This is a genomic window from Microbacterium sp. (assembly GCF_026393345.1).
Lineage (GTDB): Bacteria > Actinomycetota > Actinomycetes > Actinomycetales > Microbacteriaceae > Microbacterium.
Genome location: NZ_JAPLAI010000036.1, coordinates 69,150 through 88,251, shown reverse-complemented (window position 1 = coordinate 88,251; position 19,102 = coordinate 69,150). Strand labels below are relative to the sequence as shown.

General features: G+C 71.6%; 15 protein-coding genes. 8 read left to right on the top strand and 7 right to left on the bottom strand.

Features of this window, described 5'->3' with window-relative positions:
- The first annotated feature begins 49 nt into the window (after positions 1-49).
- Positions 50-484 (top strand): Fur family transcriptional regulator, encoded by a 435-nt coding sequence (locus NT132_RS05665; RefSeq protein ID WP_297786109.1) that lies wholly within the window; start codon positions 50-52, stop codon positions 482-484.
- Between the two features lie 46 nt (positions 485-530).
- Positions 531-2,882 (top strand): catalase/peroxidase HPI, encoded by a 2,352-nt coding sequence (gene katG / locus NT132_RS05660; RefSeq protein WP_297786106.1) that lies wholly within the window; start codon positions 531-533, stop codon positions 2,880-2,882.
- Between the two features lie 243 nt (positions 2,883-3,125).
- Here the strand turns inward: katG and NT132_RS05655 are convergent, their stop codons facing one another.
- Genes NT132_RS05655 through NT132_RS05635 form a run of 5 tightly spaced genes read right to left on the bottom strand, consistent with a single transcriptional unit; the run spans position 3,126 to position 8,383 of the window.
- The gene (locus NT132_RS05655) at positions 3,126-4,454 is read right to left on the bottom strand and encodes a DUF58 domain-containing protein (protein ID WP_297786103.1); all 1,329 of its coding nucleotides are present in this window, start codon (positions 4,452-4,454) and stop codon (positions 3,126-3,128) included.
- A gap of 2 nt (positions 4,455-4,456) precedes the next feature.
- Positions 4,457-5,413 (bottom strand): AAA family ATPase, encoded by a 957-nt coding sequence (locus tag NT132_RS05650; RefSeq protein ID WP_297786100.1) that lies wholly within the window; start codon positions 5,411-5,413, stop codon positions 4,457-4,459.
- Positions 5,410-6,495 (bottom strand): DUF4350 domain-containing protein, encoded by a 1,086-nt coding sequence (locus tag NT132_RS05645; protein WP_297786097.1) that lies wholly within the window; start codon positions 6,493-6,495, stop codon positions 5,410-5,412. Before NT132_RS05645 ends, NT132_RS05650 begins: the two co-directional genes overlap by 4 nt.
- Before the next feature lie 50 nt (positions 6,496-6,545).
- Positions 6,546-7,184, bottom strand: a complete 639-nt coding sequence (locus tag NT132_RS05640; RefSeq protein ID WP_297786094.1) for a DUF4129 domain-containing protein — start codon at positions 7,182-7,184, stop codon at positions 6,546-6,548.
- Positions 7,181-8,383, bottom strand: coding sequence for a hypothetical protein (locus NT132_RS05635; protein ID WP_297786091.1), 1,203 nt, complete (start codon positions 8,381-8,383; stop codon positions 7,181-7,183). The genes NT132_RS05640 and NT132_RS05635 overlap by 4 nt, the downstream gene beginning before the upstream one ends.
- Positions 8,384-8,526: 143 nt before the next feature.
- On the opposite strand from NT132_RS05635, the gene mtrA reads away from it, so the two are divergent.
- The 5 genes from mtrA to raiA all read left to right on the top strand — a co-directional run bounded on the left by mtrA (position 8,527) and on the right by raiA (position 14,092).
- Positions 8,527-9,207: an MtrAB system response regulator MtrA gene (gene mtrA, locus NT132_RS05630; protein ID WP_297786087.1), complete on the top strand. Its 681-nt coding sequence runs from the start codon at positions 8,527-8,529 to the stop codon at positions 9,205-9,207.
- 3 nt (positions 9,208-9,210) lie between these two features.
- Positions 9,211-10,896 carry an MtrAB system histidine kinase MtrB gene (mtrB, locus tag NT132_RS05625; RefSeq protein WP_297786084.1) on the top strand — a complete coding sequence of 562 codons (1,686 nt, stop codon included), beginning with the start codon at positions 9,211-9,213 and terminating at the stop codon, positions 10,894-10,896.
- Between the two features lie 8 nt (positions 10,897-10,904).
- The gene (locus NT132_RS05620; RefSeq protein ID WP_297786081.1) at positions 10,905-12,566 is read left to right on the top strand and encodes an LpqB family beta-propeller domain-containing protein; all 1,662 of its coding nucleotides are present in this window, start codon (positions 10,905-10,907) and stop codon (positions 12,564-12,566) included.
- A 91-nt stretch (positions 12,567-12,657) separates the two neighbouring features.
- The gene (locus tag NT132_RS05615; protein ID WP_297786078.1) at positions 12,658-13,311 is read left to right on the top strand and encodes a ComF family protein; all 654 of its coding nucleotides are present in this window, start codon (positions 12,658-12,660) and stop codon (positions 13,309-13,311) included.
- 118 nt (positions 13,312-13,429) lie between these two features.
- Entirely contained in the window at positions 13,430-14,092 is a 663-nt protein-coding gene (gene raiA / locus NT132_RS05610) for a ribosome-associated translation inhibitor RaiA (protein ID WP_297786075.1), read from the top strand.
- Between the two features lie 71 nt (positions 14,093-14,163).
- On the opposite strand, the gene NT132_RS05605 is transcribed toward raiA, so the two are convergent.
- Complete coding sequence (locus tag NT132_RS05605) at positions 14,164-15,486, bottom strand: hypothetical protein (protein ID WP_297786072.1); 1,323 nt, start codon at positions 15,484-15,486, stop codon at positions 14,164-14,166.
- A 38-nt stretch (positions 15,487-15,524) separates the two neighbouring features.
- Positions 15,525-16,088, bottom strand: coding sequence for a PadR family transcriptional regulator (locus NT132_RS05600; RefSeq protein ID WP_297786069.1), 564 nt, complete (start codon positions 16,086-16,088; stop codon positions 15,525-15,527).
- A 196-nt stretch (positions 16,089-16,284) separates the two neighbouring features.
- Here NT132_RS05600 and secA point away from each other — a divergent pair, with 196 nt between their 5' ends.
- Positions 16,285-19,080 carry a preprotein translocase subunit SecA gene (secA, locus tag NT132_RS05595; RefSeq protein ID WP_297786066.1) on the top strand — a complete coding sequence of 932 codons (2,796 nt, stop codon included), beginning with the start codon at positions 16,285-16,287 and terminating at the stop codon, positions 19,078-19,080.
- The last annotated feature ends 22 nt before the right edge of the window (positions 19,081-19,102 follow it).

Below are 19,102 nucleotides of genomic sequence, written 5' to 3'. Positions count from 1 at the left end.
GCGCGGGACTAGTTTTGATTAGATCAAAATAAGGAGTAGGCTCGGGGGCATGACGGAGACGATCGGGGCGAGCGAGGCGGATGCCGCCATCCGCGGCGCGGGCCTGCGTGTCACCGCCACGCGACGTGCCGTCTACGACTCCCTCCGGCAGAGCCCCCACTCGCGTGCGGACCAGGTCTTCGACCGTGTCCGCGACGACCTCGAGGCGCCCAGCATGCAGTCCGTGTACAACGCACTCGGCGACTTCGTCGACGCGGGTCTGGTGCGACGCATCGAACCCGCAGGTCACCCCGGCCTGTACGAGATGCGGGTCGACGACAACCATCACCACCTCGTGTGCAGCGAATGCGGGCGGGTGCAGGACGTGGACTGCGTCGTCGGCGAGGCGCCCTGCCTGCAGCCGTCCGACACGCACGGCTACCGCATCCATACCGCCGAGGTGACGTTCTGGGGCGTTTGCGCCGACTGCGCGGGCGCCGCCTGACTTTTCCGCTTCTCCGACCCGAACCACTCATGAATGGAAGGACCCCATGACTGACAAAGAGAACGTCGTCCCCGAGATCGGCGAGGACCCGACGGGAATCGACCAGGCGGTCACCCCGATCGACACCCCGTTCGACGAGCGGGCCGATGGTGAGGACCGTCCGCGGTCCAATGAGGATGCGGCCGGCACCTGCCCCGTGATCCACGGCGGCGCCGAGCGCCCCGCCGCCCCCACCTGGACCGGTGCACAGCCGCACCCGACGGTGGGCTCGGCCAACCGCGTGTGGTGGCCCAACCAGCTGAACCTCAAGGTCCTCGCGAAGAACCCGGCCGTCGCCAACCCGCTCGGTGACGACTTCGATTACCGCGCTGCGTTCGAGGCGCTCGACCTCGCCGCGGTGAAGAAGGACATCGAAGAGGTGATGACCACCTCGCAGGACTGGTGGCCCGCTGACTTCGGGCACTACGGCCCGTTCATGATCCGCATGGCCTGGCACAGCGCCGGCACCTACCGCGCGACCGACGGTCGCGGCGGCGGTGGCGCGGGCATGCAGCGCTTCGCCCCGCTGAACAGCTGGCCCGACAACGTGAACCTGGACAAGGCCCGCCGCCTGCTCTGGCCGGTCAAGAAGAAGTACGGCCAGAACCTGTCCTGGGCCGACCTCATGATCCTCGCCGGCAACGTCGCGCTCGAGTCGATGGGGTTCAACACCTTCGGCTTCGGCGGCGGCCGCCCCGACGTCTGGGAGCCGGACGACGACGTGTACTGGGGTCCCGAGACCACCTGGCTCGGCGACGAGCGCTACTCCGGCGACCGCAAGCTCGAGCGTCCCCTCGCCGCCGTGCAGATGGGCCTCATCTACGTCAACCCGGAGGGCCCCAACGGCAACCCGGACCCGCTGGCCTCGGCCCGCGACATCCGCGAGACCTTCGGCCGTATGGGCATGAACGACGAGGAGACCGTCGCGCTGATCGCCGGTGGCCACACCTTCGGCAAGACCCACGGCGCCGCCCCCGACACCAACCTCGAGGACAACCCCGAGGCGGCGGGCCTGGAGCGTCAGGGCCTCGGCTGGAAGAATAACTTCGGCACCGGCCACGGGGATGACACCATCACCTCGGGCCTCGAGGTCACCTGGACCTACCACCCCACGCGGTGGGACAACGAGTTCTTCCACATCCTGTACGCGTACGAGTGGGAGCTCATGCGGAGCCCCGGCGGCGGACACCAGTGGCGTCCGATCAACGGCATGGGCGCGGACATGGTGCCCCTCGCGCACTCCGACGGCCGCCGCGAGCCTCGGATGCTCACGAGCGACGTCGCGCTGCGCATGGACCCGGAGTACGACAAGATCTCGCGTCGCTTCAAGGACGACCCGATCGCTTTCGGTGACGCGTTCGCCCGCGCCTGGTTCAAGCTGACCCACCGCGACATGGGCCCCATCGCCCGGTACCTCGGCCCCGAGGTCCCCACCGAGGAGCTCATCTGGCAGGATCCGGTGCCCGCCGTCGAGCACGTGCTCATCGACGAGGCCGACGCCGAGACCCTGAAGGCCGCCGTCCTCGAGACCGGTCTCACGGTGTCGCAGCTGGTCGGCACGACGTGGGCCGCCGCCTCCACCTTCCGTGGCAGCGACAAGCGCGGTGGCATCAACGGTGCCCGCATCCGTCTCGCCCCGCAGAAGGACTGGGAGGCGAACAACCCGGCCCAGCTGGGCACGGTCCTCGCCGCTCTGGAGGGAGTGCAGGCCGCGTTCAACGAAGGTCGCACCGACGGCAAGCGGGTCTCCCTGGCAGACCTCCTCGTCCTCGCGGGCAACGCGGCGGTCGAGAAGGCGGCGAAGGATGCCGGCGTGGAGATCGTGCTGCCGTTCCGTCCGGGCCGCACCGACGCCTCGCAGGAGCAGACCGATGTCGAGTCGTTCTCGTACCTGGAGCCGGTGGCCGACGGGTTCCGCAACTACTATTCGCGCAACGCCGTGCTGCCGCAGGAGCACTCGATCATCGACAAGGCGAACCTGCTGACCCTCAGCGCGCCGGAGATGACCGTGCTCGTCGGTGGCCTCCGCGTCCTCGGTGCGAACTGGGACGACTCGGACTACGGCGTGTTCACCGACCGCAAGGGCGTGCTGACGAACGACTTCTTCGTCAACCTGCTCGAGCTCGGCAACACCTGGAAGCCGCTCGACCCGGGCTCGCAGGCGTTCTCCGGCACGAAGGACGGCTCCGGCGAGCCGGTGGGCGTGGGAACGCGCGTCGACCTGCTGTTCGCGTCCAACTCGGAGCTGCGCGCCCTCGCCGAGGTGTATGCCAGCGATGACGCCGCGGAGAAGTTCGTGCGCGACTTCGCCCGTGCCTGGGTGAAGGTCACCGAGCTCGACCGCTTCGACCTGAAGTAACCGGATGCGGCGACGCGCCGCATCCGCCGCACGACGGCCCGTCCCTCTCGCGAGGGGCGGGCCGTCGTCGTGGTGTGTCCTCGCCGACCCACGATGATCGCGAGGCTGCCCCGGCCGCGGCCTTCGGGTGGCACGTGGGGCGGCTTCGCGTGGTGGGATGCCGCCGGAACTGCCACCCAAACGCCCGCGCGCAGCCGGGATGCCGATGGAATTGCCACCCGAAGACGCGAACCGGGACGCGGGTCAGAGCAGGCCGCGGGCCTTCAGCGCCAGATAGTGGTCGGCCACGCGCGGCGGGAGGGCCTCCACATCGTCGGTGACGGCGACCGCGCCGGCGCGGCCGATCGCGGCGGCAACGGCCTCCGCATCCTGCCGGCTGCGTTCCGCCGCCGCGGCAGCGTACGCGTCCTCGGTCGAGCGGCGGTCCGCCCGCCGAGGGCCGGAGCGGGCGCGGGCGGATGCGGTGTCGTCCGCCGTCGCGCTCGCCACGAGCACGCGGGTGCGCGCGGTCAGCGGGGCGAGCGCGGCGAGGAAGCTGCGGGACGAGTCCGGGTCATCCTGCGCGGTGAGGAGCACCACGAGCGCGGGCCGGGTGGTGAGCCGTCGCACCTGTGACACCACGGCGTCCCACCCGGTGTCGATCAGCTGCGGTTCCACGGGTGCCAGGGCCTCCACCATCGCCGGGAGCAGCGCCGTGCCGTCGATGCCGCTGACCCGCCCGCGGACCACCCGGTCCATCAGCAGCAGATGCACGTGGTCGCCCGCCGCCGAGGCGACGGCGCCGAGGAGAAGTGCCGCCTCCATGGCCGCATCCAGTCGCACGCCGTCGCCGACCCGCGCGGCGCTCGTCCGCCCGGTGTCGACGACGATCACCACCTGCCGGTCGCGCTCGGGCCGCCAGGTGCGCAGCATCGTCGTTCCGGCGCGGGCGGTGGCGCGCCAGTCGATCGCGCGCACATCGTCACCGCGGACATACTCCCGCAGACTGTCGAACTCCGTCCCCGGACCCCGCATCTGCACGCTCGTCGACCCGTCGAGCTCCCGGAGGCGAGCGAGCCGCGACGGCAGATGCCGCCGCGAGGTGAACGGCGGAAGCACCCGGATGCTGCCCGGAGCGGCCCGCACGGATTGCCGTCCGGCGACGCCGAGCGGGCCCAGGGAGCGTACGACGATGAACCCGCTTCGCAGCTCGCCGCGCCGGCGGGGCCGCAGCGGCACGACGACCTCGCGGCGCTCGCCGGATGGAACCGTCACCGGCAGCCGCCGGGTCGGCGCCCCGGCGGTGGGCTGCCAGGCGTCGCGCACGAGACCGCGGAGGAGGCGCGGGCCGTCGTTGCGAAGGAGCAGCGACGTCGTCACGTCCTCGTCCCGCCTGGCGCGCGCCGGACCCCGCCGTTCGACGTGCAGCCGTCGCGGATCGGCGGCCGCCGCGGCATCGCCGATCGTCAGCGCCAGGCACAGCACCGCCCACCCGGCCGCGGTCAGCCATGGGTCGACCCCCGCCGCGGTGAGCAGCACCACGGGCACGACGCCGAGGGCGACGAGGAGGGGGAGCCGGCCGGTGACGTACATCGTCAGCGGGGGACGGGGGTCTGGCGCACCACGGCGGTGAGGATGCCGTCGCCGCTCACGCCCTCGATGAGTCCCTCCGGGCGCACCCGGATGCGGTGGCGCCAGGTCGGCACGAGCATCGTCTGCACGTGATCGGGGGTGATGGCGGGGTAGCCGCCCAACCAGGCCCAGGCCTTCGCCGCCGCGAGCAGCGCGGTCGCCGCGCGGGGACTCGCCCCGAGCTGCACGGACGGCGCCTCCCGGGTCGCGCGGGCGAGATCGACGACGTACGCGAGCACGTCGTCGGTGACCGCGACGGATGCGGCGGCGGCCTGGGCGGCGCGAATGGTCTCCGCATCCGCGACCGGCTGCAGGGCGTCCAGCACCCGCGGGTCGAAGCCGTCGGCGTGACGGCGCAGCACCGCGATCTCCGCGTCGCGGCCGGGCACGTCGACCGTGAGCTTCAGCAGGAACCGGTCCAGCTGCGCTTCGGGCAGGTCGTACGTGCCCTCGTGCTCGATCGGGTTCTGCGTCGCCGCGACGAGGAACGGCGTCGGGAGCGGCCGGGTGACCCCGTCGGCGGAGACCTGACGCTCCTCCATCGCCTCCAGCAGCGCGGACTGCGTCTTCGGCGGCGTGCGGTTGATCTCGTCGGCCAGGAGCACCTGGGTGAACACGGGGCCCTCACGGAACTCGAACCCGGCCGCGGAGGCGTCGTACACCAGCGACCCGGTCACATCGCCCGGCATGAGGTCGGGGGTGAACTGCAGTCGACGGGTCTCCAGGCCCAGGGTGCGGCTGAACGCGCGCACGAGCAGCGTCTTCGCCACCCCGGGCACGCCCTCCAGCAGCACATGGCCGCGGGCGAGGAGTGCCACCAGCAGCCCGGTCACGACGCCGTCCTGACCGATCACGGCCTTACCGATCTCGAGGCGCACCCGGTGCATCACCTCGCGCAGCTCGTCGGGGGATTCGGTCATGACTCTCCTTCCAGGGCGGCGGCCAGCGCCGCTTCCAGTTCGTCCAGGGCTGCGGCAAGCTGCGCGAGCTCGCGGTCTCCGCCGGGCGGGGGGCCCGCCAGGGCGGCGAGCACCGACATTTCGTCGCGCTGCAGGCGGGTCGCCAGGCGCGCGGCGACGAGGTCGACCGGCGCCCCCACGAGAGCGAGCCGGCGAGCCAGCCGGCGGTGCGCGCCCGAGCGCAGCAGTACCCCGGCATGCGCGGCGTCCCGCGAGCGGGCGTACAGCAGCGCCCGGCCCCGGGTGGTCTCGCCCGCCCGGACGCTGACCGGCAGCCGCTCGGTCACGAGCGGGCCGAACCGCCGCCCCCGCCAGAGAGCCGCGGCCGCCGCGGCCGAGACGAGCAGCAGGATGGCGGGCGTCACCCACGCCGGTGTGAGTTCACCGAGGCTGGCCGCGTCACCCGGCTCGGCATCCGCGAGGGAGGGGACGAACCACACCACGTGATCGTTCCGACCCAGCAGGTTCAGGCCGAGGGCGGCGTTGCCGTCCGCCGTGAGCTGCGCGTTCGGGAACAGGAGGGTGCCGTCCAGGAGCGCGACGCGACCCCCGTCGCGCTCGCGGAGCAGGAGCCCGAACCCGTCATCGACCGGGTAGCAGGCGGTGCTCGCCGTTCCTGCCGTGAACAGGGCGCCCACCGCAACGGCGCCGGCGCGCTCCGCCGCCGCCAGCGCGCAGTCCGCGGGGACGGGCTCGGTGGAGCCGAATCCCGCGGTCTCGGCACCGAAGAGCACCCGGGCGTCGCGGGCTCCGGGCTCGACGAAGACCACGTCGTCGCCACGATCCGCGAGCCGGTCCACCTGATCATCCGACAGGGGCGCGGTATCGCCGACGACGAGGGTGCCGCCGACGGCCTCCGCGTCGGTGAGCGAGCGCACCACGGACACCTCGACGCCGTGGGCTGTCAGCGTCCGCGCGAGCGCCCGCGCCCCATCCGGGCCCGCGGAGTCCTGATCGAGCGGCGCGCGTTGCGTCCATTCCCCGAACCCGGCGAGGACGCCGCCCACGGTCCCCACGCCGAGGAGGACGACGATCACGAGCATCCACGCTCCTGCGCGCCGCAGTCGTGGTCGTGGTCGTGTGCCGACGGTGGTCATCGTGGTTCCGCGGTGGCGACCGTCGCGAGCGCGAGGTCCTCGTCGAGCGTGCGCACCAGCCGGTACGCCGCCGCCGTGCCGGGTCGGCGGAGATAGCGCACGTCGTCGAACGCGGATGCGGCCTCTTCCAGGCGGACGGCCGCGACGGGGAACACCTCACCCGCGCGGCGGGCGAATCCGTGCACGGTGGCTCCCGGCGGTGTCTCGACGGCGCCGCGGTCGGCGAGGGAGCGCGCGAGCGCCCGCATCCGGTCGGCGATGGCCGCCTCCCACCGCCCGGCGTCCGCGTGTGCCTCGGCGTCCCGGCGCAAGGCTGCGGCGTCAGGGCCTTCCGTCGCGCCGAACAGAGTGTCCGGCCCCTCCGCGTACCGGTGGGGAAGGCGGGGCCTACCCCACACGAGGAGGGCGACGACGATGACCGCCACCAGGACGACGACGGCGACGATCGCGAGCGTGGATCCCCAGCCGTCCCCGGATCCGCCCTGGAACAGGCGCCCGATCGCCTCGCCGATGGCGCGGGCGATCCGGTCGACGGGCGTCGGCTCGGCCTGCGCGTACGCGGGATCGGACAGCTCCTGCTCGACCCAGCGGCGGGCCTGGTCAGCGTCCGGGGTGAGCGGATCGACGTCGGTCACACGGACCCGCCCGGGGGAGCCCAACGGGTCGGCTCCGGCGGAGCGACATCTCCGGCCGGCGGCGCGGGAGCGGGCGGGGCGGGCGGCGTGGGCACGACCGCCGTGGGCGCCGGGGGTGCCGGCCAGGAGGGCGCGGCGGTCGGCGCGCGGTCGTGGCCGATGTGCCAGGAGTACGGGTCCGCAGCCCCCGCGCCGGCCTGGCGCTGCTCGACGTACGACGAGAGATCGAGGTCCAGCCCTTCCTTCCGCATCCGGGCATCCACGTACAGCAGGGTGGTCGCCGTGGCGAGCACGATGACGGCGACCGCTTGCACCAGCAGGGTCACGGCCTGCGCCAGCACCGAGCCGCCGAGCGCCGCGATCACGGTGGCGACATCGGGGTCGCCGGTCGGGGCGAGCACCGCGGGAAGGATGCTGCTCAGCAGCGAGAACGGCACCGAGACGACCTGCGCGATGACCGAGAACGCCGCCTGCACGATGACGATGACACCCAGCGCGGCCCAGAACCGCCCCCGCACCAGGCGCCAGGATCGTGCGATCGCCCCGAACACGGTCGCGTGCTCGAGCACGAGAACGGCGGGCACGAGGCACAGTTTGGTCGACAGCCACAGCGAGAGCGGGATCAGCGCCAGCGCGGCCAGGAGCGTGAGGACAACGGCGACGCCGATGCCGAGCGGGCCGCTCAGCGAGAAGCCGATGAGGGCGATCCCGCCACCCACGACGCCCAGCACCACCAGCACCGCGAGGGTCGTCAGCAGGGTGTAACCCAGCAGCCGCCAGATGGCGGGCCGCACCCGCTGCCACAGCGCGCGAAGGCCCAGCTTCTCGGCGACCACGCCGTGCGCCACATCGGCGACGACCACGCCCTGCACCACCACGGTCAGCGCGGTCGCGGCGATCGTGAACACGAGTCCGACGATGATCGTGATCGCCACCGACCCGGCGAGCACGGTCTCATAGTCGTCGCTGCCGACGGGGACGGTCGCAAGACGGGAGAACGCCGCCCACGACACCCCGCCGGTCGCGAGGATCAGGATGAGGAAGGCCACGGCCTGCACGGTCACCCCGAATCCGAGGAGCACCCGCGGATTCCGTCGCAGCGACGCGAACGAGCGGCCGAGAATCGTGCCGAACGGCAGCGGATGCAGCGGGACGATGCCCGGCCGCGGCGCCGGGGTCCAGGACGGGTACGCGGTCACGGCTGCCTCCTCGAGGACTCGTCGGCTCGCGTCTATCGTGGCACACCGCCCCCGCGGGACCCGTGGTCTACGCTGTGTCAGGGGTGCCGCCGGTGTTCCTCACCCGGGGACGCGGCGCACGGACGCAAAGGAAGACGCGTTACATGACATCACGAATCCTCGTGGTCGACGACGACACAGCGCTCGCCGAGATGATCGGCATCGTGCTGGAAGCCGAAGGGTTCGAGGCGGTGTTCTGCGCCGACGGCGACGCCGCCCTGGAGGCGTTCCGCACCGGCCGTCCCGACCTCATCCTGCTCGACCTCATGCTCCCCGGCATGGACGGCATCGAGATCTGCACCCGCATCCGCGCGGAATCCGGTATCCCGATCATCATGCTCACCGCGCGCACCGACACGGCCGACGTCGTCCGGGGGCTCGAATCCGGTGCCGACGACTACATCGTGAAGCCCTTCAATCCGAAGGAGCTCGTCGCCCGCATCCGCACCCGGCTGCGTCCGGCGCCGACCGATCCGGGCGAGAACCTGCGCATCGGAGACCTCACCGTCGACGTGCTGGCCCATGAGGTGCGTCGGGGCGACCAGCCGATCGCGCTGACCCCGCTCGAGTTCGAGCTGCTGGTCGCTCTCGCCTCCAAGCCGCAGCAGGTGTTCTCGCGGGAGATGCTGCTGGAACAGGTGTGGGGCTATCACTACAAGGCCGACACGCGGCTCGTCAACGTGCACGTGCAGCGACTGCGCGCCAAGGTCGAGCCCGACCCGGACAACCCGCGGATCGTGACGACGGTGCGGGGCGTGGGCTACCGCGCCGGCGCCGTGGTGTGACCGATGACGTCGGCCCTGCGCCGTCGTGCCGCCTTCATCCGGTGGCTGCGCTCCTGGCGGCGGTGGCCGGAACAGGTCGCCCGGCTGTGGCTGCGCTCGCTCCGCTTCCGCACCGTCGTGGTGACGGTGGTCTGCTCGAGCCTCGCGATCCTCGTCGCGTGGGTCTGGATGGCGCTCGCCATCCAGAACGACCTGTTCCAGTCGCGGCGGACGGAAGCGCTCGATGACGCCGCGCGCGCCACGGCCGCCGCGCAGGAGACCCTCGACTCGTCGGTGCAGACCGACACCGCGCAGGTGCGCAACGTCTTCACGAGCGTCGCCTCGACCCTCAACCGACTCTCCAGCTCCGACCGCATCGCCATGCTCCGGGTGGATTCGAGCCCGTCCGCGAACGCTCCCGTGCCGTTCGCGCTCGGCGGCGACTGGGACCGTGAGGTCTCCGACGAGCTCCGCACCAAGGTAGCGAGCGCGGCCGACCTGCAGTGGTGGCAGTCGATCGAGCTGACCGACGACCGGGGGGCGCGCGTCCCCGGCATCGTGGTCGGCCAGCAGGTGACCGTGCCCGGCGTCGGCGCCTACGAGCTGTACATCGCCTACGACCTGGGCGCGGCGGCGCAGACGCTCGGCTTCGTGCAGGGGACGCTCTGGTTCGTGGGGATCGCGCTGATCCTCATCATCGGGGCGATCTCCTGGATCGTGGTGCGCTCCATCACCGCGCCCATCGGGCAGGCCGCGCTCACCAGCGCCCAGCTCGCCGCCGGGCGGCTCGACGTGCGCGTCGACATCCACGGTGACGACGAGCTCGCGATCCTCGGGCGATCGTTCAACGCGATGGCCGACAGCATCCAGACCCAGATCAAGGAACTGGCGGACCTGTCGCTCGTGCAGCAGCGATTCGTCTCCGACGTCTCGCACGAGTTGCGCACCCCGCTGACCACGATCCGGCTGGCTGCGGACGTCATCAACGACCACCGCGCGGAGCTCAACCCGGTCGCCGGCCGCGCCGCGGAACTGCTGTACGCCCAGGTGCAGCGGTTCGAGGTGCTGCTGACCGACCTGCTCGAGATCAGCCGCTACGACGCCGGCTCCGTGCAGCTGGAGATCGAACCGACCAGCCTCGCCCATCTCGCCGAGGACGTCGTCGCGTCCATGCAGGAGCTGGCCGCGCAGCACGGCATCGAGGTGCGGGTCGTCGCGCCCGGGGGATATTCCCCGGTCGACATGGACCCGCGTCGCGTGCGCCGGGTGGTGCGCAACCTGCTCGGCAACGCCATCGAACATGGGGAGGGACGGCCCGTGGTCGTCACGGTCGACAGCGATCAGGATGCGGTCGCCCTGGGCGTGCGGGACTTCGGCCTCGGCATGCGTGAGGAGGACACCGAGCGGGTGTTCGACCGGTTCTGGCGGGCCGACCCGTCCCGGAAGCGCACGATCGGTGGCACCGGGCTCGGCCTCTCGATCGCGCTCGGCGATGCCCGGCTGCACGGCGGCACGCTGAGCGTGTGGTCGGCCCCGGGTCGCGGCAGCAACTTCGTGCTCACCCTGCCGCGCCGTGCCGGCTCGACGACCCTGGTCCCGCCCGTGCCGGTAGACCCGGGGGACGCGGCGACCGAAGACCTGGGCATGACCCAGCCCATCGGCGTGCCCGATCGTGACGGCGCGCGCACCGACACCGGGGGGCGCGCATGAAGCGGCTGATGCGAGTCATCGCCCTGAGTGCGGTGCTGTGCGCGCTCGCAGGCTGCGCGGGGCTTCCCACCAGCGGGCCGGTGCAGGCCGGCCGCACCGCGGCGGCAGACGCCGATCAGCCCTCACTCGACTTCCGCCCGGACGGTCCGCAACCGGGAGCGTCGCCACAGCAGATCGTCGACGGCTTCATCACGGCCGCATCCAGCCCCGAGGACGGGTGGGCGATCGCCCAGATGTTCCTCTCGCCGGACTTCCGCTCGGACTGGGCGCCGCAGGCGGGCGTCATCGTGGACGCCTTCGCGGAGCGGGAGTACGCCGCCAGCGACGACGGGACCTCGGTGGTGCTGACGACCACCCCGGTCGGCACGGTCGACGCGGCCGGCACCTACAGCCTCACCGAGGGTGGCGAGACCCCGCTGGGGTACCGCCTCGCCCAGCAGGACGACGGTCAGTGGCGCATCACGGAAGCCCCCGCCGGCCTCGTCATGGACGAGGACCTCTTCAACAGCGTGTTCCACTCGTACCGCCTGATGTACTTCGACCCGACGTGGAACTACCTCGTCCCCGACGTGCGCTGGTTCCCGACCCTGAACGCGGCGGGCCGGATCGCCTCCGCGCTCGTGAACGGCGCGCCGGTCGAGTGGCTCGCCGACTCGGTCGTCACCGCGTTCCCAGAGACCGTGGACCTCATCCCGGCCGTGCCGGTCAGCGGCGCCGGGGTCGCGCAGGCCGAGCTGAGCGAACAAGCACTGGCGGTGGACGACCTCACACTCGATCGGATGCAGACGCAGCTGTCGGCGAGCCTCAGCACCGCCGGGGTGACCACGGTGGAGCTGCTGGTGGACGGCACCATGTTGGAGGCGCAGCGCCTCACGACCGTGTCCACCAAGGTGGATGCGCGCGCGCTCGTGCTCACGCCCGACGGGTTCGGTTTCCTGGTTTCCGGGGAGCTCACCGAGATCCCCGGACTGTCGGAGGCGATCGAGCAGCTCGCCCCGGTGGCGGTTCAGACCGCGCCAGACCTGGCCTCCGCCGCGGTCCGGCTCCCCGACGGGACCGTCGCCCGCGTGCTGTCCGACGGCACGGTCACCGTGGTCGATCGCCGTGCCGGCCTGCTCGATCCGACGATCGATCCCACCGGGGCGGTCTGGAGCGTTCCGTCGGGCGCTCCCGGCGACGTGCAGGTCGCCACGGCCGACGGGGATGTGCTCACACTCGGCGGGGCTTGGTCGGGGGCCGCGCGCATCTCGTCGATGCAGATCTCCCGTGACGGCACGCGCATGGCGGCCGTTCTCGCGTTCGGGGGTCGCTCCGTCCTCGCGGTCGCGGGGGTCGCCCGTGACGCGCGCGGCACCCCCAGCGGGTTGAGCGACCCGCAGGTGCTGGCGGTCCTCCCCGGCGACGGGGACGACGTGGGCTGGCTCGACGACGCCGTGCTCGGCGCGGTCGTCTCCGGCCCCGACCCGGTGTACACGGAGGTGCCCATCGGTGGCGCGGCCGACGTGCTCAGCGCGCCGGCCGGCGCGGCGTGGCTCGCGGGGTCGAACGTGGTCGGCAGCGCTCGCGTGCTCGCCACCGACGGGTCGCTGTACGTGCGCCGATCGTCCACCTGGGTGCAGGTCTCGTCCGAGGTGTCGGTGCTGGCGGTGCAGCAGGGCAGTACGGACTGATCTCTCCTCCCCAGCATCCGGTCTCCCCACCCTCGTCCCCGGAGGCATCGCCCCCCGCCGCGTCGCCATCCTGGGGTGCCACGATCCGAGGATGGCGAGGGGGTACGAGGCGTTGCAGGAGGTGCTGGCACTCCTGCTCCCGGTCGAGTGCGCCGGATGCGGGGAGCCGGGGCCGCCGCTCTGCCGCCGCTGCGAGACCCAGCTGCAGCCGCACCCCGTGACGCGGACGCTCCCGTGCGGGATGCGGGTGACGAGCGCGTTGTGGTTTGAGCAGGTGCCCGCCCGGGTGCTGCGCGAGCTGAAACAGGACGGTCGCACGGGCCTCGCGCGGGCGCTGGGGGAGGCGCTCGCCGCGGCCGTCGTCGCGGCCGGCATCGTCGGGCCCGTCCACTTCGTCCCGGTGCCCAGCTCGCGTGCCGCGTTCCGCCGGCGCGGCTACCACGTCGGGGAACTGCTGATGCGCCGCGCGCGCCTGCCGGTGACACGGCTGCTGCGGCCCGTCCGCGCCACGGTCGACCAGCGTGGGCTCGGCCGCGTGGCGCGTGCCGGGAACGTCCGCGACAGCCTTGCCGCGCCCCCCGTACCCGGGGTCAGGGTCGTCCTCGTCGACGACGTGGTCACCACCGGCGCCACCCTGTCCGAGGCCTACCGGGCCCTGCGCGCGGCGGGCGCGGAGGTCGTGTGCGCCGTCACGGTCGCCGCCACCCCGCGCCGGGCCGACACCGGTGGTGCGCGCGCGTCATAGCCTGTTCCGTCACGAAACGCATCCCCCCGTGACAGTTCGATCGGCGCGGGTTACGGTGGGGTCACCAAGGCGACATGGTCCGCCCTTGACCGGGTGGACCGGAACAAGGAGGTCAAGGATGGAAACCAGCATCGTCGGCGTGGGCGTCGGTATCACCGAACGTTTCCGCACCGTGGTCGAGGAGAAGTCCACCCGCATCGAGAACATCGCGCCACGCGCGGAACGGCTCGATGTGAAGGTCACCCACCGCGCCTATCACAACGGGCACCAGGAGGATTCCACGGTCGAGCTGACGCTCACCGGCAAGGGGATTCCCATCGTCCGCGCCGAGGCGGTGGACGGGGACAAGTTCACCGCTCTCGATCTCGCCGTCGACAAGCTGTGCGAGCAGATCCGTCGCGCGAAGCAGAAGCGCGTCGATGCCCGCAACCATCCCCGGGGCGCCCACTACGCCAAGGGCACCGGTGAGCTCACCGGCATCGATGTGCAGCCGGCATCCGTCGAGGTGTTGGCGGCCGTCGCCACCGGCGAGATCCCGGTGGTCGCCGCCGCCGAGGAAGAGCAGGACTACACCCCGGTCGTCATCCGCACGAAGGACTTCGGTGCGGAGTGGATGACCGTCGAGGAGGCCGTCGACCGGATGGAGCTGGTCGGCCACGACTTCTTCCTGTTCATCGACGCCCGCACCGACCACCCGAGCGTGGTCTACCGGCGCAAGGGCTGGGACTACGGCGTCATCTCCCTCACCACCCAGGCACAGCCGAACGCACTGGCTTCCTGAGCCGAACAGACAGAGGGGGGATGCCGCGTCTCACGGCATCCCCCCTCTGTCATCGCATCGGGGGTCGAGGTTCAGTCGAACATGTCGCCGAGCAGCCCGCCGAGGAGGGCGCCGCCGATGAGCCCGCCCATGATGTCGCCGCCGCCCATTCCGCCCCGGCGGCCGCCGTAGCCGCCGCCCCAGCCGTCATCGCGGGGCGGGCGGGAGGAGTCGATGTCGCGCTGCGCCAGGCGCAGGGCCTCGCTCGCCAGTTCGCTCGCCCGGCGGGCGAGGGGGAGCGCCTCTTCCCGTGAGTCATCGACCGGCGGGAGCTGGTCGATATCGGCCCGCACCCGCTGCGCCTCCGCCAGGCGCGTTCGCGCGTCGGCGCCGATCCAGCCGCGATGACCGTCGATGAGGCTTCGCGCGACGGCGATCTGCCGGTCGGCGTCGTCGACGGCATGGCGCACGAGCTGCACGCTCGGCAGTGGCCGCTCCGCCCGGGCGCGGGCCTTGGCCACGACCGCGTCCAGTGCGGTGTTCGCTTCGCGGAGGCGTGAGAGCTCCGCGAACGGGTCGTTCTTGCTGCCGGCGGGGGCGAGGGAGGCGAGCGCCTCCTCCAGGCGTACGGCGGCCGCGGTCACCTCGGGGGACGCCGGCACGTCGCGGACCGCGACGAGGTCGCCGCGGGAGTCCGCGATGACGTCGGCGAGCGTCGATTCGGCGCGTAGCGCCTCGATCTCGAAGTCTTCCACCGCGTCGAGCATGTTCTCCGCCCGGCGTACCGACTCCGTCGCCGCCTCCAGGGCGAGATTCGCCTCTTCGGCCCGCCCCGCCGCGCGTCGACGCTCGGACACGTCGGCGCTGTGCTCCGCGAAGCCCAGCACCTGCTCGGCTTCGTCCGGGTTGCTCGACACCTGGCGCAGCGCACTGTCGGCGTACCGGACGGCGAGGCGTTCGACGATGTCGCGTGCCGTAGGGATCCGCTCCCGCAGCCGCTGCGCATCCCGGCGAACGCCCGCCAGAACCTCGGGCGCGCGCCGGATGCGGGCGATCTGATCTGCCAGCGCGGAGGTGCGGTCGTCGAGCAGCTCCTCCGCCCACTCGCACAACTGCACGATGCGGGCGTTACGGGTGCGCAGCTCCTCCGGGGTGTCGGGGATCTCGTCGTGGTTCAGCTGGTGCAGGTGGAAGGCTTCGGCCAGGTGGGTGCGGACGGCGATCAGCGCCTCGCGGACGTCCCTCGTCGCCTTCTCGCCCAGCTCCGCCTCGGCGAAGGCCAACTCCTGCGTCGTGGTGCGGATCCGTTCGTCCGCGGCGACGAGGCTCTGCTGCGCGCGCCGAGCCAGGTCCGCATCCTGCGCATCGACCTGCGCTTGCTGCTCGCGTTTGCGTTTGCCCCACAGTCCAGCCATGCAACGATCCTAGGCGTGTCGGGCTGGGCGGGGACCCGTCAGGCGACCCGCGTCGGACGCCCGCGGCGCGGCCGCGACGGAGCCAGCGGCACAGCCTCGGCCGGATGCTGCCGGAGCATGCGCTCTGCCGCATCCAGCCAGTCCCGCCGCGCCTGCACCGCCGTCGCGACCGCCGCGTGCGCGAGCTCGCGTGCGAGTCGCTCGGACCCCACCGGGTCGCCGTCGTCGCCGGGCGGCGGGGGAGTGTGCGTAGCGGCGCGTTCGGCGGCGATCACGGCCCCGGTATCGGTGCCGGGCAGGGTGGCGGCGAGGGCGACCTTCGCCGCCAGTTCGTCGAGGTCGAGGTCGGGCGACGCGGTGGCGAACCAGCGGGTGGTCTCCGATCGGCCGGCGTCGGTGACGGCGTAATAGACGTGTCCCTGCGCATCGGTTTCGCCGGTCTCCACGAGTCCGTCCCGTTCCAGCCGCTCCAGGGTGTTGTAGATCTGCCCCACGTTGAGCGTGCGCGCGGCTCCCGTGCGCCGGGCGTACTCGGCCCGCAACTGGTAGCCGTAGCAGGGACCGAGGGTGAGGATCGCGCACAGGCTCTGGCGGACCGACATGCGTCTCCTTCGGGATACCGGGTATATGTCTTCCGAGCATAGCTACGGGGCCCGACGGGGAGAACGGCTCGCTGGCAGCGAACGCGGGCCGCATCCAGGTCACTTCATGGTCACAGGTGGATAACATGGGGCGGTGTGCCTGCTGTGCCGGGTGCGCGCCGGCGTGCCCGCGCCGACCGATGGATGGAGATCCCCTGTGGCCAACCCCCTCGAGAAACTGCTCCGCGCCGGTGAAGGACGGCTTCTGCGCCGCCTGCAGCAGATCGTGAAGGCCGTCAACGCCCTCGAAGACGAGTACGCCGCCCTCACGGACGACGAGCTGCGCGGCGAGACCGCGGAGTTGCGTGCGCGGTACACCGCGGGGGAGAGCCTCGATCAGCTGCTGCCGGAGGCCTTCGCCGCCGTCCGCGAAGCCGCCAAGCGCACGCTCGGTCAGCGTCCCTACGACGTGCAGATCATGGGCGGCGCGGCCCTCCACATGGGCAACATCGCCGAGATGAAGACCGGTGAGGGCAAGACCCTGACCGCGACGTTCGCCGCGTACCTCAACGCGATCGCGGGCGAGGGCGTGCACGTGATCACGGTGAACGACTTCCTCGCCGGTTACCAGTCCGAGCTCATGGGCCGTGTGTACCGTGCCCTCGGCATGACGACTGGCACCATCGTGTCCGGGCAGACCCCGCAGGTGCGCCGCACCCAGTACGAGGCCGACATCACCTACGGCACCAACAACGAGTTCGGGTTCGACTACCTGCGCGACAACATGGCCTGGCGGAAGGAAGACCTCGTCCAGCGCGGTCACTTCTACGCCATCGTCGACGAGGTCGACTCGATCCTCATCGACGAGGCGCGCACACCCCTCATCATCTCCGGCCCGTCGTCGGGTGAGGCGAACCGCTGGTTCACCGAGTTCGCGAAGATCGTCCGGACGCTCGAGGCGGGCGTCGACTACGAGGTCGACGAGAAGAAGCGCACCATCGGCGTGCTAGAGCCCGGCATCGAGAAGATCGAGGACTACCTCGGCATCGACAACCTCTACGAGTCCGCCAACACGCCCCTCATCTCGTTCCTGAACAACTCGATCAAGGCGCTGGCCCTGTTCAAGCGCGACAGCGACTACGTCGTCATGAACGACGAGGTCATGATCGTCGATGAGCACACCGGCCGCATCCTGGTCGGACGCCGCTACAACGAGGGCATCCACCAGGCGATCGAGGCGAAGGAGGGCGTGCCGGTCAAGGCGGAGAACCAGACCCTCGCGACCGTCACCCTGCAGAACTACTTCCGGCTCTACGACAAGCTCTCCGGCATGACCGGTACCGCCGAGACCGAGGCGGCCGAGTTCATGTCGACCTACAAGCTCGGCGTCGTGCCGATCCCGACGAACCGTCCGATGATCCGCAAGGACCAGTCCGACCTCGTCTACAAGAACGAGCAGGCCAAGTTCGAGCAGGTCGTCGAGGACATCGCCGCCCGTCACGAGGCCGGGCAGCCCGTGCTGGTCGGTACCGTCAGCGTCGAGAAGAGCGAGTACCTCTCGCGGCTGCTGGCCAAGAAGGGCGTCAAGCACGAGGTGCTGAACGCGAAGAACCACGCCCGCGAGGCCGAGATCGTCGCGCGCGCCGGGCGACTGGGCGCCGTGACCGTCGCGACCAACATGGCCGGCCGTGGCACTGACATCATGCTCGGCGGCAACGCCGAGTTCCTCGCCGTGCAGGAGATGAAGGCGAAGGGGCTCGACCCCGAGGAGACCCCCGAGGAGTACGAAGCCGAGTGGGAGACCGTCTACGAGAAGGTGCGTGAGACGGTCGCCGCCGAAGCGGAGAAGGTCGTCGCGACCGGTGGGCTGTACGTGCTCGGCACCGAGCGCCACGAGTCCCGCCGCATCGACAACCAGCTGCGTGGTCGTTCCGGACGCCAGGGCGACCCCGGCGAGAGCAGGTTCTACCTGTCTCTGACGGACGACCTGATGCGGCTGTTCCAGTCGGGCGCGGCTGAGGCGATCCTCGCGCGGACGAATTTCCCCGATGATGTCGCGATCGAGTCGGGCATGGTCAGCCGCGCCATCAAGAGCGCGCAGTCGCAGGTCGAGGCGCGCAACGCCGAGATGCGCAAGAACGTGCTGAAGTACGACGACGTGCTCAACCGGCAGCGCGAAGCGATCTACACCGACCGCCGCCACATCCTGCAGGGCGACGACATCGCCGACCGGGTCCAGCACTTCATCGAAGACGCCATCGATGCGATCGTGTCCGAGAAGACCGGCAGCGGGCACACCGAGAGCTGGGACTTCGACGCGCTGTGGGCGGAGCTGAAGACGGTGTACCCCGTCGGCGTCACGATCGACGAGGTCGTCGCCGAGGCGGGCGAGAAGGGCCGGGTCACCTCCGCGGGCCTCAAGCGCGAGCTGCAGAGCGACGCGAAGATCGCCTACGCCAAGCGTGAGGAGCAGCTCGGCTCCGAGGCGATGCGCGAGCTCGAGCGGCGCGTGGTGCTGCAGGTGCTCGACCGTCGCTGGCGCGATCACCTCTACGAGATGGACTACCTCAAGGACGGCATCGGCCTGCGGGCGATGGCGCAGCGCGATCCGCTCATCGAGTACCAGCGCGAGGGCTACGAGATGTTCCAGGCCATGATGGGACAGATCAAGGAGGAGGCCGTCGGGTTCCTCTTCAACCTCGAGGTCGAGGTGCGCCGTCAGGGCGAGACCGGCACCGAGGTCGAGGCCAAGGGGCTCGCGGCGCCCACCGTCGAGGTGCAGAAGCTCGAGTACTCGGCACCCACCGAGGACGGCGACGTCGAGGTGCGCAACGACCGCGGACAGGTGCAGAAGGCGGCCACCGGCCGCGCGAAGCAGGCGGCCGCCCCGCTCGTCCCGCAGCAGCCCGCTGCCGAGGCGCCGCGAGGCAGCTTCGGGCAGAAGACCGGCCCGGCCGCATCCGCCCCCGCCGCTCCCCAGAACCGCGCCCAGCGCCGCGCGAAGAAGAAGTAACCCCGCGAGTCGGCATCTGGGC